This window comes from Anoxybacillus sp. LAT27 (assembly GCF_022030075.1).
GTDB classification, from domain to species: Bacteria; Bacillota; Bacilli; order Bacillales; family Anoxybacillaceae; genus Anoxybacillus; species Anoxybacillus kestanbolensis.
Window position 1 is genome coordinate 232,536 of record NZ_JAIWYK010000440.1, and the last position, 18,603, is coordinate 251,138.

Genomic DNA, 18,603 nt, shown 5'->3' on the forward strand with positions numbered 1-18,603 from the left:
TGTTTGTTTACTTATCTTCTTTCACTTCTTCAAATTCCGCATCGACGACGTTGTCATCTTTTTTGCCTTCGCTTTGTTGTGCTTGCGCTTGTTTAGCCGCTTGTTCATATAGCTTAACAGAAAGCTGTTGCACAACTTCTTGTAGCGCGTTTTTCTTCGCGCGAATGTCTTCGATATCTTTGCCATCAAGCGCTGCTTTTAACGCATCTTTTGCTTCTTGCGCTTTTTTCACATCCGCTTCGTCTACTTTTCCTTCTAATTCTTTTAATGTTTTTTCTGTTGTGAAAATGAGATGATCTGCTTCATTGCGAATTTCCACTTCTTCTTTTCGCTTCCGGTCTGCTTCTGCATTTTCTTCTGCTTCTTTAATCATGCGTTGAATTTCTTCTTCAGATAAGCCAGAAGAAGATTTAATTGTAATCGATTGCTCTTTATTTGTACCTAAATCTTTCGCACGTACGTGCACAATACCGTTTGCGTCAATGTCAAACGTTACTTCAATTTGTGGCACACCGCGCGGAGCTGGTGGAATGTCTGTTAATTGGAAGCGACCGAGCGTTTTGTTGTCGGCAGCCATTGGGCGTTCACCTTGTAAAACGTGAATGTCTACCGCTGTTTGGTTGTCTGCTGCCGTCGTGAAAATTTGTGATTTGCTTGTTGGAATTGTCGTGTTACGTTCAATTAATTTTGTAAAGACGCCACCCATCGTTTCAATACCGAGCGAAAGTGGTGTCACGTCTAACAATACAACGTCTTTGACGTCACCAGCGATAACCCCACCTTGAATCGCTGCACCAATTGCGACCACTTCATCTGGGTTTACGCCTTTATGCGGTTCTTTTCCGATTTCTTTTTTAATTGCTTCTTGAACAGCTGGAATGCGCGTTGAACCACCGACAAGAATAACTTTATCGATGTCCGCAGGCGTTAATCCCGCATCTTTTAACGCTTGACGAACAGGACCCATCGTACGTTCAACTAAGTGTGCGGATAATTCTTCAAATTTTGCGCGCGTTAACGTCATTTCTAAGTGAAGTGGACCGTTTTCGTTTGCACTAATAAACGGCAATGAAATTTGCGTTTGCATCACGCCAGAAAGTTCTTTTTTCGCTTTTTCCGCTGCATCTTTTAAGCGCTGCAATGCCATTTTGTCTTTCGATAAATCGATGCCGTGTTCTTTTTTAAATTCTTCAACTAAATAGTCGATGATAACTTGGTCAAAGTCGTCACCACCAAGATGGTTGTCACCAGCAGTAGCTTTTACTTCGAATACACCGTCACCTAGCTCGAGAATGGAGACGTCAAACGTACCGCCACCAAGGTCGTATACGAGAATCGTTTGATCTTCATCCATTTTATCTAATCCGTATGCTAACGCCGCCGCTGTCGGCTCGTTAATGATGCGCTCAACTTCTAAACCAGCGATACGGCCAGCATCTTTTGTCGCTTGACGTTGTGCATCGTTAAAATATGCAGGAACAGTAATAACAGCACGTGTTACAGGCTCACCTAAATACGCTTCTGCGTATGATTTTAAGTATTGTAAAATCATCGCAGAAATTTGTTGCGGTGTATATTCTTTTCCTTCGATTTGCACTTTATAATCTGTACCCATATGGCGTTTAATTGAAATGATTGTATTTGGGTTTGTGATCGCTTGACGTTTTGCGACTTCACCAACTAAACGCTCACCGTTTTTAAACGCAACGACAGATGGTGTCGTGCGACCTCCCTCTGGGTTTGGAATAACTTTTGGTTCACCGCCTTCTAATACAGCGACGCAAGAGTTTGTTGTACCTAAGTCAATACCGATAATTTTGCTCATCCATAATCCCTCCCTATTGATTTACTTTGACCATTGCCGGACGAATGACACGATCTTTTAGTTTGTAACCTTTTTGAAATTCTTCCACAACTGTGTTTGGTTCATAGTTTTGATCGTCGACTTGCATCACCGCTTGGTGCACATGCGGATCGAACGGTTTTCCAACCGATTCAATCGCTTCAACGCCTTCTTTTTTCAGCGCTTCGATTAACGAACGATAAACCATTTCCATGCCTTGCAGTAACGATTTTGCTTTTTCATCTTCGACTTGCACTTGTAATGCGCGTTCAAAGTTATCTAAAATCGGCAACAAATCAGAAACTAAGCTTTGGGCGCGATATTTTTCAGCAGCTTCCATATCTAAACGCACACGGCGACGATAATTGTCAAAATCAGCATGTAAACGAAGGAAACGATTTTCTGTTTCTGCTAACTTCGCTTCCAATTGAGCAATTTTTTCATAGGCAAGCGTTAACTCATCTTTTTCTTCTTGTTGCGTTGCTTCATTTTCCACTTGCTCTTCTGATGCTTGCTCGCTTTGTGCATCCTCATGTTGTTCAATCGTTTCATCATATGTACGCTGTTCTTTCTCCATCTTCTCACCTCCCTTAAACACTCGAAAAGCGGATGGGGAAATTCCCCATCCATAATATTGACATCGCTAATATTTTTGATACCACATCGTTAACGCCTTCGACAAATCCGTTGCAACAAGGTTTAGCAACGAAATGACGCGCGAATATTCCATACGGGTTGGACCAAGCACAGCAATTGTGCCAAGTTTCTCTCCACCGACAGAATATGTCGCTGTAATTAAACTGCAGTTTTCCATCCCTTCGACATCGTTTTCGGTACCGATTTTCACTTGGATACCTTGTTGATTATGCTTTCTTAGTAAACGATAAAACTCTTTTTCTTGTTCAATGATGTTAAATAAAGCACGAAGTTTATCGATGTCGCTAAATTCCGGCTGACGAAGCATGTTCATCTTTCCGCTTAAAAACATTTGTGCAGGCGCATTTAAATCTAAAGAAGACGAAATCATGCGCAACATGTAGTCGTAGCTTTGGATGTGTTCACGAAGAACGTGCGCAACTTCCGTTTGAATTTTATCTGTCAAATCTTCTAAAGGGACACCCGTCAACCGTTCATTTAAAATGTTTACCATTTTTTCAACATCTGATGGTGGAATAGATGGCGGGAGCGTCACAACATGTTTTTCAACATAACCTGTATCGGTCACAATAATCGCGACAGCCGTTTCCGCATTGAGCGGAATAATTTGAATCGTTTTTAACTTATGTTCTTTTACTGAAGGACCGAGCACAACCGTCGTATAGTTCGTTAAGTCTGATAAAATTTGCGCCGATTTTTGAATAAGCTTTTCTAATTCGTATATTTGTTCATGAAAAATCGACTGAATCGTTTGCACATCCTTTTGTGTTAACCGAACAGGCGGCAATAAATGGTCGACGTAATAACGATACCCTTTTTGAGACGGGACGCGACCAGAGGAAATATGCGTTTTTTCAATAAAACCGAGCTCCTCTAAATCGGCCATTTCATTGCGAATCGTCGCCGAGCTGAACGTAATTTGCTCTTTTTTCGATAACGTTCGCGAACCAACCGGTTGCCCTGAACGAATAAAATCATCGACAATAATTTTTAAAATTAACAATTGGCGATCGGATAGCAATGCTCATCACCTCTGTTAGCACTCTAATAAAGTGAGTGCTAAATCTACTATTAAGGTATCAAATTGAGCTTGTCGTGTCAAGATGAAACGCCGAGAAACGACTGAAATACTTCGTTTCCGAGCAATTTGCCACGATGCGTCAAAACAATCGCTTCTTCTGTCTCTTCAAGCAATCCGTTTCGTTTTTGTAAAGCAATCGCTTCATCAAAGACGTCATGCACCGTTTTTCCATATCGTCGGAAAAATTCATCTTTATTTACTCCTTCGCTTTTTCGTAAACCGAGAAACATATGCTCTTCCATTTGTTCCTCTTTTGACACAACATGTGTGTTGATATAAGGAAATTGACCTCGTTCAATGAGTTGGATATATTTTTTAATCGGTCCGGCGTTTACGTACCTTACGCCGTTCATATAACTATGCGCTCCCGCACCAAATCCGTAGTAGTACTCGTTATTCCAATATGTCATATTATGGCGGCTATTAAATCCGTTTTGGGCATAATTGCTTAGTTCGTACTGTTTATATCCGCGTTGTTCCATTTGTTCCATAATGATTTCATACATCTGTGCTTCTTCTTCTTGACTCGGCAATCGTAACGCCTGCTTTTTCATTAAGTTATAAAAAACCGTTTTCGGCTCAATAATTAACGAGTAGGCAGAAACGTGTTGAATCGGCAATGAAAACGTTATGTGCAACGTTTCTTTCAGTTGATCGATTGTTTGTGTCGGTAATCCGTACATTAAATCGATATTTATATTATGAAAACCGAGTTCGTTCGCCCGTTCAATTGTTTCGATTGCCGTTTCCTTCGTATGTGTACGTCCAATGTGTCGTAGCAGTTCATTATCAAACGTTTGTACCCCGAAGCTAAGGCGATTGACTCCCCATTGCTTGAGCACATACAACTGTTCATCGCTTACTCCATCCGGATTCGCCTCTACGGTAAACTCAACATTCGAAGCGAGCGGAACCGTGCGATGAATGGCGCTCAATAATCGATCAAGTTGTTTAGCAGTAAGCGACGTCGGTGTACCACCACCGATAAACACCGTTTGTAATTGCGAGGTCGGAAAACGTTCAAACGTCCGCTCCATTTCGATGATTAATGCTTCAATGTACGCATCGACCGGTTGCTGGTGTAAAAACACTTTATTGAAATCACAATAATGACAAATGTGCGTACAAAACGGAATATGAATATATGCTGCTTGAATCACTCGTTTCACCCTTTTCTATAATCGAGTAGGAGGAGGTGATTAACCTCCGTCCTCTCACACCACCGTACGTACGGTTCCGTATACGGCGGTTCAATCAAGATCAATGACGCAAGAATTCATAACGTTCTTGTAGACTTTTGAGCCCTTGGTCATTCCAGTAGGAGTTTCCAAGGGTTCTGTGTAAGATGGGGCTATTTGAAATACGCCAGTACCCTTTCCGACTATTTCCCCATTCATAGGCTTTCCACGAAGGAACTCCCAATTTGATCAAGTTTCGTATCCTCGTTTTTGGTGTTTTCCAATTTTTCCATAAGCACATACGAAGTCTTCGACGAATCCACCCGTCCATTTTCCGAAAGATTGATTTCGTATCTGCCAGCGCAAAGTATCCACACCATCCGAATAAATACTGATTCAGTTTCTGAATTCGGTATTCCATGGAGTATGGCATCTTTCTCGAGGTGATTTCTCGTACTTTCTTCTTCATTCGTTTGAGACTTTCTTCTGCCACTCGAATCTTGGGCTCTTCGGCATCGATAAAACTGAATCCAAGAAACTTTCGTTTCCAAGGACGGTCTACTGCCGACTTTTCTCATTCACTTTTAGGCGGAGTTTACGTTCGATGAATCGTTGGACGCTTGCCATTGTTCGTTCTCCTGCCCTTTTTGATTTTACGTAAATGTTACAGTCGTCTGCGTAACGAACGAATTGATGTCCTCTTTTCTCTAATTCTTTATCCAGCTCATCAAGGACGATGTTGGAAAGGAGCGGACTTAATGGGCCACCTTGTGGCGTTCCTTTCTCTGTACTTGAAACCACTCCATGAATCATGACACCCGACTGCAGGTACTTGCGGATTAATTTTAATAACGGTTTATCGTGGATTCCTTTCGCCAATGTGCTCATCAGTCTGTCGTGGTTGACCTGATCAAAGAACTTTTCCAAATCAATGTCTACAACCCATCGGTATCCTTCTTTGATATATCCTTGTGCTTTCCTCACTGCGTCGTGGGCACTTCGATTTGGGCGAAAGCCATAGCTATGTTCGGAAAACATCGGGTCATATATCTTCGACAATACTTGGGCAATCGCCTGTTGAATCAAACGGTCTGTCACGGTTGGGATACCTAGTAACCGAACACCGCCATCAGGCTTCGGGATTTCGACTCTTCGGACAGGCATCGGTTCATAGGTACCTTTGAGAATCGCCTCTTTGATGGACTGCCAGTTTTCGACGATGTGCGTTCGCAGGTTTTGTACGGGCATCATATCTACTCCATGGCTCCCCTTATTTTGTTCTACTCGTTTCAATGCGAGAAGCATGTTCTCTCGTGACAGGATTTGATTCAAAATCATCGTTATTCTTCCTTCCGTAAATAGCTGTTCTTCTTATGCCAGTCGTCACTCCACCCTCCAAAAGATCCCCCACGGGATTCACCGTTTCCTTTCTCTTGGGAGGTTCTATGTTTTCTGTGTTCATCGTGACGGACTGAATGCCAAGGGCTATTTTCTCTTGATTGTTCAGTCCTTCCGAATCGTTCTAGACCGATTCGTACTATGACCTCTGCTGACTTCTGATGATTCAGCTACTTATCGCTAAGTAGGTTGTGAAGGGTACTTCACGTATCCATCAGACCTCCTCGGGTAAGAGTGCAATCTTTCCTTCCATCTATCTGCTTCATTTACTCTGTATCACCTTCGGCAGAAAGGACTTTGTTTTGTTTAGCAAACTCATCCAATGATACCTAGCCTTATATGAAGTTCGTGTTCCTCAGACCGGAAGTTTGCCGCTCGCTTCCTTCAGATTCCGCGTCGCCACGGACACCCTTGCGTTAAGCTAACTGCTACTTCTGCCTTCGCAGTTCGGGACTTTCACCCTAGAGATTGCACTCATGCCGAGCACACTAAAAAAGCCGACACACAACGTCGGCTTTTTTATCTCGCATAAGATGCTGGGGCAAAATCAATATCAAATCCTAAATCTTCAAGCATTTGAAAATCAGCATGTTTTTCTTGTCCGGCAGTCGTTAAGTAATCGCCAACAAAAATGGAGTTCGCAGCATACAAGCCGAGTGGTTGCAAACTACGTAAGTTTACTTCTCGCCCTCCAGAAATACGAATTTCTTTCGTAGGGTTAATGTATCGAAATAATGCTAATACTTTTAAGCAGTAACGTGGATTTAGTTCTTTTGTCCCCTCTAACGGCGTTCCATCAATCGCATGAAGGAAATTTACAGGGATTGAATCCGCATCTAACGCTTTTAAACTTCTCGCCATTGCGATCACATCTTGTTTTGTTTCTTTCATACCGATAATCACACCTGAACATGGAGACATCCCTGCTTCCTTGACCGTTTCTACCGTACGTACCCGATCATCGTATGTATGGGAAGTCGTAATATGAGGATGATGTTCTTTTGACGTATTAATATTATGATTGTAGCGATCCACACCTGCTTCTTTTAAGCGCAACGCTTGTTCTGGCTTTAGTATTCCTAAACAGGCACATACCTTTAAGCCGTACGTTTCTTTAATTTCTTTAACCGCAGATACAACGATATCAATTTCTTTATCGCTCGGTCCTCTTCCGCTTGCAACGATGCAGTATGTTCCTATTTTGGCCTCATACGCTCGCTTGGCACCTTGCAAGATTGTCTCTTTGTTTACCATTTTATATGTCGGAATCGGGGCTATTGATATAGAAGATTGGGAACAATATCCGCAATTTTCTGGACACAATCCCGACTTTGCATTCATAATCATATTTAATTTCACTTTATTTCCGTAGTACGTTTTACGGATGCGATAAGCACCTTGCAACAATAGCAATAGCTCATCATCGGGACAATTTAATATTGCAAGCGCCTCATCATCTGTAATGTCTTCCCCATCTAACACACGATTTGCTAATAGTAACCAATCCATTGTTCTCCCCCTTTTACTTCTAATTACCAATAATCGTATTCGATTAGAAGTTATATGTCAACACTATTTTTATTTTAGTTAACAAAAAAACTAGCGAACAACCTTCGCTAGTTAGACGTTTCGACAATATTTCGGGCAATCCATACCCCACATGCCCCCGCTTGCGCCAGACCGCGTGTAATTCCTGCGCCGTCTCCTCCAACATATAGCCCTGAGATTTCTGTTTCAAAACGTTCATTTAATTTTGGACGGGCAGAATAAAACTTTGCCTCTACTCCGTAAAAAAGTGTATGTTCTGAAGCAACGCCTGGGGTTACAGCGTTTAGTGCTTCTGTCATTTCAATTAAACTTTTCATTGTGTTATATGGAAGAACGAGCCCTAAATCTCCAGGAACAGCCTCCTTTAACGTTGGTTCGATGAATCCTTCTTTAATCCGTTTTTCTGTTGAGCGTCTCCCTTTTAAAATATCTCCGTATTTTTGGACAATAATGCCGCCGTTAGATAATGCATTCGCTAAACGAGAAATTTGATGGGCGTATTCGTTCGGTTGATCGAACGGATCTGAAAATTTATGAGAAACAAGAAGAGCAAAGTTTGTATTGTTGCTTCCTAGTTTTGGGTCTTTATACGCATGACCATTTGCAAGCATAATTCCTGAATGATTTTCGACAACAACATGACCAGAAGGGTTACTACAAAATGTCCGAACTTGTGTTCCGACGGATGTGTTAAAAATAAACTTTCCCTCATACAAATGTGTATTAATTTCCTCCATAACGACGTTAGACGTTTCGACACGAACGCCAATATCGACTTGATTATTGATCATTTTCAACCCACGACGCTTCAATATGTTTGTTAACCAAGCAGATCCATCACGTCCTGGAGCGATGACGACACGATCGGCATATAACATATGTCCATTTTTTAATTGAATTCCTTTTACATGATGCGTGCCATTTATTTTTTCCGTCAAAATATCGCTTACTTCCGTTTTGAACATCATATCAATATGGGTACGTAAATATTCATATATGCTCTTTAAAATTTCTAAATTTTGCTCTGTACCGAGATGACGAACTTGTGCGCGCAACAATTTCAATCCAGCAGCATAAGCACGCTTTTCAATTTTTCTCACTTCATCTGTCAATGGATCGGTCAACGTATGCGTTGCACCATGTTTCAAGTTAATTTCGTCCACATAACGAATGAGTTGTAACACCGTTGAATCAGGTAAATAGTCTGTCATCCATCCACCAAACTCGCTCGTAATGTTAAACTTACCATCGGAATAAGCTCCTGCCCCACCAAATCCATTTGTAATCGAACAAGCAGGTAAACAACCTGCGTAATCTTTTTTTCCAGCTGGTGGCGGACATTTTTCAATCTTCTTCTGCAAAATCGGACAATTTCGTTTATAAATATCGTGCCCTTTATCAATTAACAGCACACGTGCCCCTCGTAATTTCAATGTCAATTCATAACAAGTGAAAATCCCTGTCGGACCTGCTCCAACAACAATTACATCGTAACGATTGTTCATCATTCATCCCTCACCTTCCGTTTTCCGAATGTTAATATACTAAATAGCACATAATCAGTCAATAAAAAACGATCTTTTTTTTAAAAATTTTTATAGAATGTTCGTTTTTATTTAAAACAAAAAAAAGAACGGTACATGCCGTTCTTTTAAAAATAACGCTTCTTCCAAAAAACAAACGCCGTAATACTTGAAAGTACGAAAGAAATGCCTAAAGCAACTAAATATGCATACGGTGTATCTTGATATGGGATCGGAACGTTCATTCCATAAAAACTTGTCACCATTGTTGGAAAGGAAATAACAATTGTAATCGCAGCTAAAAATTTCATCACGATGTTTAAGTTGTTTGAAATAACAGAAGCGAAGGCATCCATCATTCCACTTAAAATACTGCTATATACTTCTGTCATTTCAATGGCTTGCTTGTTTTCAATAATGACATCTTCTAACAATTCTTGATCGTCTTCATACATCCGTAAATAATTTAGACGAAGCAATCGTTCCATCACAATATTGTTCGCTTTTAACGATGTCGTAAAATAAACAAGGCTTTTTTCTAAACTAAGTAAAGAAAACAACTCTTTATTTTGCATCGATTGATGTAGCTGTTTTTCAATTTCGCTCGTTTTTCGATTAATTTGCTTTAAATATCTTAAATAATACGTAGAAATCATATATAACATTTGTAACGCAAAACGCGTTTTCATATACGTATAAAAATTTTTCACCTTGTTTTTTGTAAACTCCTCAAAAATCGGGTTTTCTTGAAGGCAAACGGTGATAAAACATGTATTTGTAATAATCATTCCAATTGGAATGGTTTCATATGTTGGAATATTTCCTTCATCGTACGTAATAATTGGGATGTCTACGATGATAAGTACATGGTTATCTTCTTTTTCGATGCGTGAACGCTCTTCATCATCGAGTGCATCTTTAATAGAATCGATGGGAATATTGAGATGTTCTGCAATGTAGCGAATTTCACTCTCCGTTGGAGAAATGAGGTTTACCCAACAACCGTTTTTTAGTTCGTGAATCTCCTCTAATTTTCCTTGATCATTCGATAAATAAATGTTCATCATGGCGTAACCCCCCTATCTTCTCTACTAGAGGTAAGCGCCACTTTTTTGTCGTTGGAGCGCCTGTTTCGTTTGTGAGCAGTACGTTCCAGCGCCAAAAAACGAAGCTACTTCCCCTATTATTGCTGGTTCTGGTTCATTTTTACTCGTCCTGCTCATAACGGAACTGTCACTCCTTTCGTTTTCACAATCATTACGGATTAATGATACATGTTTTGCCACCATTTGTATAGTTCATTTTTTATTTTTTCTCGAATGGCATGTACAAAATAGAAAAATATTTCTCATTCTTTTATAATCATTTATGAAAGGTGGTGAATGTCATGAACATATCCATATGCGATCAGGCATTTCAGTGGTATAAAGAAGAACTTCAATTACAGCGCGGGGACTACGTTCGTTTTTTTGCTCGATATGGCGGATGTAGCAATGTACAAAAAGGTTTTTCTTTAGGAGTAAATAAGGAAGAGCCGATCGATGCTGCGGTTACACTAGAAAAAAACGGCGTCATCTTTTTTATTGAACAAAACGATATGTGGTATTTTGACGGTCACGATTTACATATTGAATTTGATAAAAAACAGAACGAGCCGGTATTTACATATAGATAAAAGCGGGGGATCCCGCCTTTATCTTTTTTTTGCCCGCTCGTATGCCTCGTGCCAATCTGGAAAATATTTTCTGATTAAAACTGGTTGAAACGTTTCTTTTGTCACACAAACATGTTTTGAAGTTGCTGTTGCTGCGATTTCATTTGTTGGGGTCAATACCTCGTACCCATAAACAACTCGAATACCATCATATGATTCCACCCACGTTTTAATCGTAGCTATTTCCCCGTAGCGCAGCGGCTTCTTATAAGAAATTTGTAAATCAATAACTGGGGACACAATCCCCCTTTTCTCCATATCAGCATATTGAAAACCAAGCTGTTGAATAAAATGAGCTCGCCCTATTTCTAACCAAATTAAGTAATTCGCGTGATAAACAACCCCCATTTGATCCGTTTCTGCGTAACGCACTTCAATCTCTTTTTGTGAAATAATCATCATTTCTCACTCTCCAACATAACGATACTTTATCACTATTTTAACATAAACATGAAAAAAGCAGAAAATCCATACCTATAACGAAGCAAAAGCAACATACAAAAAAGCCGCACGCATGCGGCTTTTTATCACTCATATCCCCTCTCACGGGCTCTCGCTTCATCTTTGATTTCTGCTCGCATCGCCTCAATTGCTTCTTCACGGCGATGATTTTTTTCCCTAATTTTCTCACGCTCCTCTGGACTAGCAAACGCCATCGTTTCTTCCGCTCTTTCAATATTCTCAAGCGTATTTTGTACCATGTCCTGTAATTTTTCTACATTGTCGCGACGATCATCTTCATTCGGTCTCATGTTATCATCCTCCTTGTGAAAGTAAAATGTACATTTTTTATCGTGCACGTTTTTCTTCATGTTATACAAATTTTATTGTTTATCATAATTTAGTTATGTAAACTATATAAGGGCGAATATTCGCCCTTACTCACCCTTCGTTTGAATGACTTGTGGATGTTGACCAGATTGATCTTGCATTTGCTTTCCTTTATTGCCACCTGCTGATCGCGGTTTCGTTCCGATATGTTGCGGCACAAATGGCTGTTGATTACTTTTTGGATTACCCATTTTTCATCCCCCTCTCCCTCATAGTATGGCTATATTACTCTGCTTTATGAAGCCAACGTGTTTCCATTTTTTCTTCCAGTTTTTCTAATGCGCTGACATCATTTAATAGTTGTCTTTTATTTTCCATGACGAGTTCTGCAAATGTACGTTTTCTTATTTTTCGCATGATGTATTCACCTACTTTTTGTTTTTTTCTATCTTTTCCAAACATAATGAAAAATATACAAAAAATAGCCGACTCTTCGGCTATTTTCCCCATTTTTCTGCATACTGTACCATTTGCTCATATGACATAGGACCAATTTGTTTTTTGCGAATTATTCCTTGGCGGTCGATAATAAACGATGTTGGAATCGGTTGAATGTCATATTGTTTCATCACATTGCCATCAACATCTAGCACAACTGGAAACGTTAAATGGTAATCCTTAATAAACTCACGTACTTTTTCTTGCGAATCTCGCACCATCACATTTACGGCTACAATTTCTACTTGTCTATAATACTGTTCATAAAATGTTTGCATATCTGGCATTTCTGCACGACAAGGCGGACACCATGTTGCCCAAAAATTCACAATAACTGCTTTTCCGCGTAATTGTGAAAGTTGTACGGTTTTCCCATCAATCGTTTTTAAAGAAAAGTTTGGGGCCTTCATGCCAATATGAATACCTGTTTTGATTGTTTGTCTCTCCTCCGCATGTTCCCAAAGCATATATGCAAAAAAACTAAATAAAACGATGATGGCCATCCACTTTTTCATCAACATACCTACCCTTCTATTTGTCATCTCATAAGAAAAGGCGCATGTGCGCCTCCTTATCGAATATTTTTATGCTCATTGTTCATTTTTTTTACTTCCACTTCAGCATATGAAGCAAATTCCGTTTTTAATTCGTTTTTATGCTTCGCATTATTATTTCGCTGAGCATTAGCATTTCCAAATTTTGTTCGTCCCATCGCTTTATCCTCCTTTTATACATGATGCACAGATAGTATGCGCGAACGGGACGTTTCACACTACGACGATTTGTTACTTAATTTTTGGACATACTCCTTTACCATGTCAACTGTTACATATTTTCGCTGTGGTACAATTCCATTTTTCGCTAGTTCATTTATTTGTTTTGTCACTTCATTAATTTTTTGTACAGAAAATGACTCTCCTCGTTGACATAAGGCAATGGCTTCTTCAATATATGTTTCCCGTTTCGTATTTAGCTCGACAAATGCCCGAACGAGTGCGTGTTGTTTTTGCGAATGCGCTGTAATCGCTTGGTGAACTTCAGTCATTATTCATTCCTCCAATCGTGTCATAAATATGTTGTAATTCATCTATTGACGCTTGGGCTGTTAAAGCAGCACTTAAACCGGTGAAATGTTCATTCAATTGCTCACGCATATGATGGTGAAGTTGCTCAATCATTATATTCCATTGTTCCTTATAGTGAACAAGCAAACGCTGTTTCTGCTCAGTTATATATGCTTTTACCGGTTCATGCAATTGCCGTTCCAATTCTTCTTTCATCAATCGTTTTTCATCTTTTTCAAAAAATGATTTTGCGTTTTTATACAACGCTAATGCCTTTTTAAATATGTTGCGATCTAGTTGTTCAAAAGCAAGTGGAAATTCCATTGTTGGAAAAACAGGAAGATCCGCTTTTGTTACAATGAGATCATGAACTTCCTTCCATTGTTTTTCTAACGCCATAAAATGAAGATCATAACGTTTGCTTATAAATGCTTCGATTCGCAAACTAGTTGCACGCATTTCTTGCGCCAAATCAAATCCAATGGAATATAAAAATTCATCCAAACATAATTGTAACGCTTTTTTTATGTTGGGCTGTCGATCATGAAGAACAGACGGATTAAACGACTCTTTAAACCAATCTGGTAAACGGAAAAAAACACGCTGTTGAATATAATAAACTAATTCATTTAATTCTTGCTCGATCGCATGAACGTCATGATTTGCTTCGTATTGTTCGATAATCCGCTCAAGCTGTTGTTGCTCTTGGTGCAATATGTGTAACTTTTTACGTTTCGTTTCATCGCTTTGTTTTGCTTCTGCAATATATTCTGCTAGTCGCTTTTGCGCTTGTTTTATTTGCAAACGAGCGGAAGCAAGCGCTAGCGAGCTAAGCTCTTGATGAATAAACGGGTAAAACGCCTGCTCAAATGCGTCCATTCCCGAATTGGATAGCACATCATGTTTCCACAATTCTCCGTTCTTTTCTGCGAGCGCCCATTTACTTGATAGCGAAAAAAGACGAGGATGACGAATACCAAATTGTAAAAGCTGATCTTTCACGTAGTGAACGACAGCTTGTAATTCCTCTGTTGTATGTGCTAAATCCGCTGCATTAATGATGAAAAACATTTTATCTAAACTAAACGTATCTTTTACCCGACCAAGCTGAATTAAAAATTCGCGATCCGCTTTTGAAAACGCATGGTTATAGTATGTGACAAAGAAAATCGCATCAGCATTTTTAATGTAGTTAAATGCAACTCCTGTATGACGAGCGTTAACAGAGTCCGCTCCTGGTGTATCGACAAGAATAATGTTTTCGCGCGTTAATGGACAATCATAATATAGCTCAATCCATTCAACAAAACACGATTTTGTTTCATTCGCTACATATTCGTGAAATTGCTGAAGTGAAATCGTAAGCAATTGTCCAAGCTTTTCTTTCATTTGTTCATACCCGCGCACAACGGCTTGTAAAAACGCCCAATGCACTCGTTCCTTAGCATCAACAGCTTCATTACGAATAGCTTTTTTACTTTCTTCGATCGCCTCTTGTAATGAATGAACTTGCATACCGAAAAAGCGCAAAGAGTGTTGTAAATCGTTTAAAAGCTGCTGTTCTGTTTTTACTTGTACGACAACGGTTCCATGCGGACGATCACCTGTTGGTGGAACAATTTTGTTAATGGTTGCCGTCGTCGGATGTGGCGAAACAGGTAAGACATGTTCACCGATTAACGCGTTTGCAAATGAAGATTTTCCTGCGCTAAAGGCGCCAAACAAAGCAATCGTAAACGTCCGTCGTTGAAGCTGCTGAACTTTTACTTCCATTTCATTTGCTAGCTGTTTCATTCCTTTAATTGGGGCGATCATTTGACTAATCGTCCGCAATTTTTCGATCATTTGCTCGGTCGTCTCATTTTCTATTTGCGTCTTGGGAATTACATCTTCTTTCTTTGATTCATTTTCAGGTGAAACTTCTTCCTTATTTTCACTGATTGTTCGTATTGTAAACGTCTCATGAACAAATGGATGAACAGCATCATCGCTTAACGGATTGGCATTTTCGACGACTTTTTGCAATTGTTGACGCGTATGTTCACGCTCACGAGCAAGTTGCTTCAATTGCTCCCAGCATGCCCGTTCCCCCATCAACTTATTGAGTTGTTGTTGATACATACTCAATTTTTGTTGTACTTTTCCCTTCTCAATGATTTGTTCGACAAGTTGAATAGCTGCATCGCGATATAACCGTTTCATTTCGTTTGCTATGTCGTTCGTATATGTTAATACATAATCGCCTGTGACAACTGGTTGATTTTGTTTTCGTTCAACAATCCATTGTTCTGAAAACGGGACGGTTAATTGTTGAATACGATGCAATAATTCATGGTCGTGAACATCATATTGTTGATAAAACTGCTTCAATAAGTCACGGATGTGCCATTCAAGCTGACTTTCGATTTTTTGATGTAAATCTTCATAAAACGCATGCAACCGCTTTTTACGTTCTTCCTCTGTTTTTTGCTTTGTAAATAAAAAACCGACTTTAAAATCAGGTTGACACGCCTCTAAATAGGCACGCGCATACTCTCGTGTTTCATAAGGCATCACATATGCGTTGTGTAACGTTGTTTCCAACTGTTGTTCAATATGTTGCTTAGCATTTGTCCACGTTGTATGAATATGATCAATCGCTCGCTCGATTTCTTCGAGTTTTGCAAGAAGCTCATGTTCATGATCAAACGAGAGTAACTGACGTATATTTCGCTTTTCTTCTTCCTGTTGAGCGATGACGATCTGCATATGGTCGTCGATCATTTGGTCGACAGCGATACGGATGTTTTGATGAAGTCGTTCCTCTTTTTCATTAAAAAGTGACTGCAATAATTGTTTTAATGTCTCAAGTTCGTTGTATATATTATCTTTTTGTTTCAGCGACGTATAAAATATTCGTTCAAATGTGATGCCCCACTGCTGAAACGATTCCTCGACAGAACGAGTAAACTGTGAAAATAGAAGTTCTTCATCACGATGTTTATCAATTTGATTCACAACTAAGTATAGCGTTTTTCCATAATGTGACAAACGCTTCGTAAACTCGAAGTTCAATTCCGCTTGAACATGATTGTAATCCATCACATAAAATATGACGTCCGCTAAATGAAGTGCCGACTCTGTCGCCAAGCGATGGGCATCATCGGTTGAATCAATACCTGGTGTATCCATAAGTACTATTCCGGACGGAATCACCTCTGTTTCATCGCTAATCTCGATCATGTCAATGGCGTCGCCATCCCGACAAAACGTTTTCACTTCGTCGTAATCATAAGGAGCCGTATATTCAATCCGTTCGCCAGATTTATAATATACACGCGCATACGGTTTCCCTGTTTTTACTTTCACAAGGTTTGCACTTGTCGGAATTGGACTAGACGGTAAAAGCTGAGCACCGATCAACTCATTAATTAAACTAGATTTTCCTGCAGAAAAGTGTCCACAAAGAGCAATCGTAAACTCTTTATGATACACTTTTTTAATTAATTGTCTTGTTTTATTTGCTTGAGTCATGTCACCTCTTTTGATAAATTCATCATGAAGTGCGATGAGACGATATAACCATTGTTGCAATGATTGTGTTTTTGTCATATGCATTTTCCCCATACCCCTTTTAAAAAATCTACCTTCATTTTACTGTAGTTCACAGAAAAATAAAATCCCCCCTACTTATGAGGAGATTTTAATAAACGTAGCGCCTGTTCCTCTACACGAATACGGATAGATAAGAGGTACACGTTCCATACTGTAAATATGACAGCTGTCCAATATGCTTGAAACATCAGGGGAATAATAATAAATTCGAGGGTAACAACAAGATAATTAGGATGACGAAACCATCGATACGGTCCTTTTTGTATTCGTTCTGCATTTGGCAATACAATAATTTTCGTATTCCAATACCGTCCAAGCGAAGCAATGGTCCAAAAACGAAACAGCTGTAGAATGATAAAGATATTAAACAAAAATGGCCATAAAGCAGATGCGTGTTTTTTCCTTCCTTCGAGCAAAAGCGAAACAAAAAATAAACTATGCATACAAACAATATGTTTATAGTGATTTTGCCCGAACTCTTTTGCCTCTCTCTCCTTCATCCATCGTTCATTTCTTTTTGCCCAGTACAACTCAACAAATCGTTGAACAAGTAAAAAGAGAAATACTTTCCATTTCATAATTTCTCTCCCCATTTTAACAATAAAAGCTCACAGCTAAATCCCGGTCCCATCGCCATCATTAAACCGTGTTGTTGAGTGATAGGCTGTTGTAAAAAACGCTGTAAAACAGCAAGCACAGTTACAGACGACATATTTCCATGCTCTCGTAAAACATGAATCGCATGAGTTAACTTATTTTCATCTATATGTAATCCCTCTTGATAGGCATCGAGCACTTTTTTACCACCTGGATGTACGACAAAATGTTCAATTTGCGAAACACAAATCCCGTTTTTTCTTAAAAACAATTCCACGATTTCACCAATCGATTGACGAATAATAGTCGGAATATGCCTAGAGAACACCACATAAAATCCGTTATCTTTTATATCCCACCCCATAACATCCTCCATGTTACGCATAAATATCGATTGCATATCGATCACCTGTGGAGCTATGTTTTGTAACTGTACATCATCCCCTACAACACACGCACAACCTACTCCATCCGCAAATAGTGATGTGCCAATAAGATTGCTTTTTGACACATCGTCAAGCTGAAAAGTGAGACTGCAAAACTCTACCGCAAGGACAAGCACTTTCGCTTTTGGATATGCTCGACAGTAATCTACCGCTCGAGCAATGCCAGCTGCTCCCCCTGCACATCCGAGCCCCCATATAGGAATCCGTTTCGTATGTATCGAAAAAGGCAGCTCGTTCATTATTCTTGCCTCAACGCTCGGTGTAGCAATCCCCGTCGTTGAAATAAAAAAAATAGCTTCAATATCTTCGAACGGGATGTTTCCGCGATGTAAACAACGTTCAATTGCTTCTTTTCCATATTGAACGGCATGTTCAATATACAGTTCATTTTTCTCAGCGAACGAATGAGCTGTCATATACCAATGTAACGGTTGTACAAATGACCTTGATTGAATATGGTCATGTTCAAAAATCGATAATAGACGATCGATATGCTCATAACGGTGTTGAAACATACGTTTGATTGCAATCATCACCTCGTTTTGTGAAACACGGTAAGGAAGTTCAGCTAATTCCACTGCAACGATGCTCGGCATACATTTCCCTCCTTTCATTAATGAGGCTCTTCACCACAAGTTGTACTTGATCATTGAAGATCGGTGTGCATAGAGAAAATAGAGAGTACAAAAAA

At 39.6% G+C, this 18,603-nt stretch carries 19 protein-coding genes and 1 pseudogene; 1 reads left to right on the forward strand and 19 read right to left on the reverse strand.

Annotated elements, in window-relative coordinates; genetic code table 11:
- Nucleotides 1–7: 7 nt before the first annotated feature.
- The 9 genes and pseudogenes from dnaK to LD028_RS18040 all read right to left on the reverse strand — a co-directional run bounded on the left by dnaK (nt 8) and on the right by LD028_RS18040 (nt 10,451).
- A complete protein-coding gene (dnaK, locus tag LD028_RS15275; protein ID WP_237812268.1) occupies nt 8–1,825 on the reverse strand; it encodes a molecular chaperone DnaK in 1,818 nt (605 codons plus the stop codon).
- Nucleotides 1,826–1,838: 13 nt separating this feature from the next.
- Entirely contained in the window at nt 1,839–2,420 is a 582-nt protein-coding gene (grpE, locus tag LD028_RS15280) for a nucleotide exchange factor GrpE (protein ID WP_077428820.1), read from the reverse strand.
- A 66-nt stretch (nt 2,421–2,486) separates the two neighbouring features.
- Nucleotides 2,487–3,521 (reverse strand): heat-inducible transcriptional repressor HrcA, encoded by a 1,035-nt coding sequence (hrcA, locus tag LD028_RS15285; protein WP_237812269.1) that lies wholly within the window; start codon nt 3,519–3,521, stop codon nt 2,487–2,489.
- Between the two features lie 77 nt (nt 3,522–3,598).
- Nucleotides 3,599–4,741 (reverse strand): radical SAM family heme chaperone HemW, encoded by a 1,143-nt coding sequence (gene hemW / locus LD028_RS15290; RefSeq protein ID WP_004889451.1) that lies wholly within the window; start codon nt 4,739–4,741, stop codon nt 3,599–3,601.
- 100 nt (nt 4,742–4,841) lie between these two features.
- Nucleotides 4,842–6,097, reverse strand: a pseudogene (gene ltrA, locus LD028_RS15295) (group II intron reverse transcriptase/maturase).
- Between the two features lie 579 nt (nt 6,098–6,676).
- A complete protein-coding gene (gene bioB, locus LD028_RS15300) occupies nt 6,677–7,666 on the reverse strand; it encodes a biotin synthase BioB (protein WP_237812270.1) in 990 nt (329 codons plus the stop codon).
- 107 nt (nt 7,667–7,773) lie between these two features.
- Nucleotides 7,774–9,210, reverse strand: coding sequence for an NAD(P)/FAD-dependent oxidoreductase (locus LD028_RS15305; protein WP_237812271.1), 1,437 nt, complete (start codon nt 9,208–9,210; stop codon nt 7,774–7,776).
- Nucleotides 9,211–9,356: 146 nt separating this feature from the next.
- On the reverse strand, nt 9,357–10,295 hold the full coding sequence (locus tag LD028_RS15310; protein ID WP_237812272.1) for a magnesium transporter CorA family protein: 939 nt from the start codon (nt 10,293–10,295) through the stop codon (nt 9,357–9,359).
- Nucleotides 10,296–10,319: 24 nt separating this feature from the next.
- Nucleotides 10,320–10,451 (reverse strand): hypothetical protein, encoded by a 132-nt coding sequence (locus LD028_RS18040; RefSeq protein ID WP_255707176.1) that lies wholly within the window; start codon nt 10,449–10,451, stop codon nt 10,320–10,322.
- Between the two features lie 164 nt (nt 10,452–10,615).
- On the opposite strand from LD028_RS18040, the gene LD028_RS15315 reads away from it, so the two are divergent.
- Complete coding sequence (locus tag LD028_RS15315; RefSeq protein ID WP_237812273.1) at nt 10,616–10,903, forward strand: HesB/YadR/YfhF family protein; 288 nt, start codon at nt 10,616–10,618, stop codon at nt 10,901–10,903.
- An 18-nt stretch (nt 10,904–10,921) separates the two neighbouring features.
- On the opposite strand, the gene LD028_RS15320 is transcribed toward LD028_RS15315, so the two are convergent.
- From LD028_RS15320 to LD028_RS15365, 10 genes are all read right to left on the reverse strand, one after another.
- Nucleotides 10,922–11,341, reverse strand: coding sequence for an acyl-CoA thioesterase (locus LD028_RS15320; protein WP_012574986.1), 420 nt, complete (start codon nt 11,339–11,341; stop codon nt 10,922–10,924).
- A gap of 128 nt (nt 11,342–11,469) precedes the next feature.
- On the reverse strand, nt 11,470–11,694 hold the full coding sequence (gene tlp / locus LD028_RS15325) for a small acid-soluble spore protein Tlp (RefSeq protein ID WP_237812274.1): 225 nt from the start codon (nt 11,692–11,694) through the stop codon (nt 11,470–11,472).
- A gap of 126 nt (nt 11,695–11,820) precedes the next feature.
- Nucleotides 11,821–11,964, reverse strand: a complete 144-nt coding sequence (locus tag LD028_RS15330) for an acid-soluble spore protein N (RefSeq protein WP_004890310.1) — start codon at nt 11,962–11,964, stop codon at nt 11,821–11,823.
- Nucleotides 11,965–11,998: 34 nt separating this feature from the next.
- The gene (locus tag LD028_RS15335) at nt 11,999–12,130 is read right to left on the reverse strand and encodes an FbpB family small basic protein (protein ID WP_077428929.1); all 132 of its coding nucleotides are present in this window, start codon (nt 12,128–12,130) and stop codon (nt 11,999–12,001) included.
- 80 nt (nt 12,131–12,210) lie between these two features.
- Nucleotides 12,211–12,732, reverse strand: coding sequence for a peroxiredoxin family protein (locus tag LD028_RS15340; RefSeq protein WP_006318601.1), 522 nt, complete (start codon nt 12,730–12,732; stop codon nt 12,211–12,213).
- Nucleotides 12,733–12,782: 50 nt separating this feature from the next.
- Nucleotides 12,783–12,923, reverse strand: a complete 141-nt coding sequence (locus LD028_RS15345) for a hypothetical protein (RefSeq protein WP_006318610.1) — start codon at nt 12,921–12,923, stop codon at nt 12,783–12,785.
- A 60-nt stretch (nt 12,924–12,983) separates the two neighbouring features.
- Nucleotides 12,984–13,256, reverse strand: a complete 273-nt coding sequence (locus tag LD028_RS15350) for a YpbS family protein (protein WP_006318612.1) — start codon at nt 13,254–13,256, stop codon at nt 12,984–12,986.
- Nucleotides 13,249–16,881, reverse strand: coding sequence for a dynamin family protein (locus tag LD028_RS15355; protein WP_237812275.1), 3,633 nt, complete (start codon nt 16,879–16,881; stop codon nt 13,249–13,251). The genes LD028_RS15350 and LD028_RS15355 overlap by 8 nt, the downstream gene beginning before the upstream one ends.
- 59 nt (nt 16,882–16,940) lie before the next feature.
- Complete coding sequence (locus LD028_RS15360) at nt 16,941–17,447, reverse strand: isoprenylcysteine carboxyl methyltransferase family protein (RefSeq protein WP_226373753.1); 507 nt, start codon at nt 17,445–17,447, stop codon at nt 16,941–16,943.
- Nucleotides 17,444–18,508, reverse strand: coding sequence for a type III polyketide synthase (locus LD028_RS15365; RefSeq protein ID WP_237812276.1), 1,065 nt, complete (start codon nt 18,506–18,508; stop codon nt 17,444–17,446). Before LD028_RS15365 ends, LD028_RS15360 begins: the two co-directional genes overlap by 4 nt.
- Nucleotides 18,509–18,603 lie beyond the last annotated feature (95 nt).

Bases quoted from the DNA above. Each gene is read 5' to 3' on its own strand.
- dnaK (WP_237812268.1), bottom strand. From the start codon at position 1,825: ATGAGCAAAATTATCGGTATTGACTTAGGTACAACAAACTCTTGCGTC.
- grpE (WP_077428820.1), bottom strand. From the start codon at position 2,420: ATGGAGAAAGAACAGCGTACATATGATGAAACGATTGAACAACATGAG.
- bioB (WP_237812270.1), bottom strand. From the start codon at position 7,666: ATGGATTGGTTACTATTAGCAAATCGTGTGTTAGATGGGGAAGACATT.
- LD028_RS15305 (WP_237812271.1), bottom strand. From the start codon at position 9,210: ATGAACAATCGTTACGATGTAATTGTTGTTGGAGCAGGTCCGACAGGG.
- LD028_RS15310 (WP_237812272.1), bottom strand. From the start codon at position 10,295: ATGATGAACATTTATTTATCGAATGATCAAGGAAAATTAGAGGAGATT.
- LD028_RS18040 (WP_255707176.1), bottom strand. From the start codon at position 10,451: ATGAGCAGGACGAGTAAAAATGAACCAGAACCAGCAATAATAGGGGAA.
- LD028_RS15315 (WP_237812273.1), top strand. From the start codon at position 10,616: ATGAACATATCCATATGCGATCAGGCATTTCAGTGGTATAAAGAAGAA.
- LD028_RS15320 (WP_012574986.1), bottom strand. From the start codon at position 11,341: ATGATTATTTCACAAAAAGAGATTGAAGTGCGTTACGCAGAAACGGAT.
- tlp (WP_237812274.1), bottom strand. From the start codon at position 11,694: ATGAGACCGAATGAAGATGATCGTCGCGACAATGTAGAAAAATTACAG.
- LD028_RS15330 (WP_004890310.1), bottom strand. From the start codon at position 11,964: ATGGGTAATCCAAAAAGTAATCAACAGCCATTTGTGCCGCAACATATC.
- LD028_RS15335 (WP_077428929.1), bottom strand. From the start codon at position 12,130: ATGCGAAAAATAAGAAAACGTACATTTGCAGAACTCGTCATGGAAAAT.
- LD028_RS15340 (WP_006318601.1), bottom strand. From the start codon at position 12,732: ATGTTGATGAAAAAGTGGATGGCCATCATCGTTTTATTTAGTTTTTTT.
- LD028_RS15345 (WP_006318610.1), bottom strand. From the start codon at position 12,923: ATGGGACGAACAAAATTTGGAAATGCTAATGCTCAGCGAAATAATAAT.
- LD028_RS15350 (WP_006318612.1), bottom strand. From the start codon at position 13,256: ATGACTGAAGTTCACCAAGCGATTACAGCGCATTCGCAAAAACAACAC.
- LD028_RS15355 (WP_237812275.1), bottom strand. From the start codon at position 16,881: ATGGGGAAAATGCATATGACAAAAACACAATCATTGCAACAATGGTTA.
- LD028_RS15360 (WP_226373753.1), bottom strand. From the start codon at position 17,447: ATGAAATGGAAAGTATTTCTCTTTTTACTTGTTCAACGATTTGTTGAG.
- LD028_RS15365 (WP_237812276.1), bottom strand. From the start codon at position 18,508: ATGCCGAGCATCGTTGCAGTGGAATTAGCTGAACTTCCTTACCGTGTT.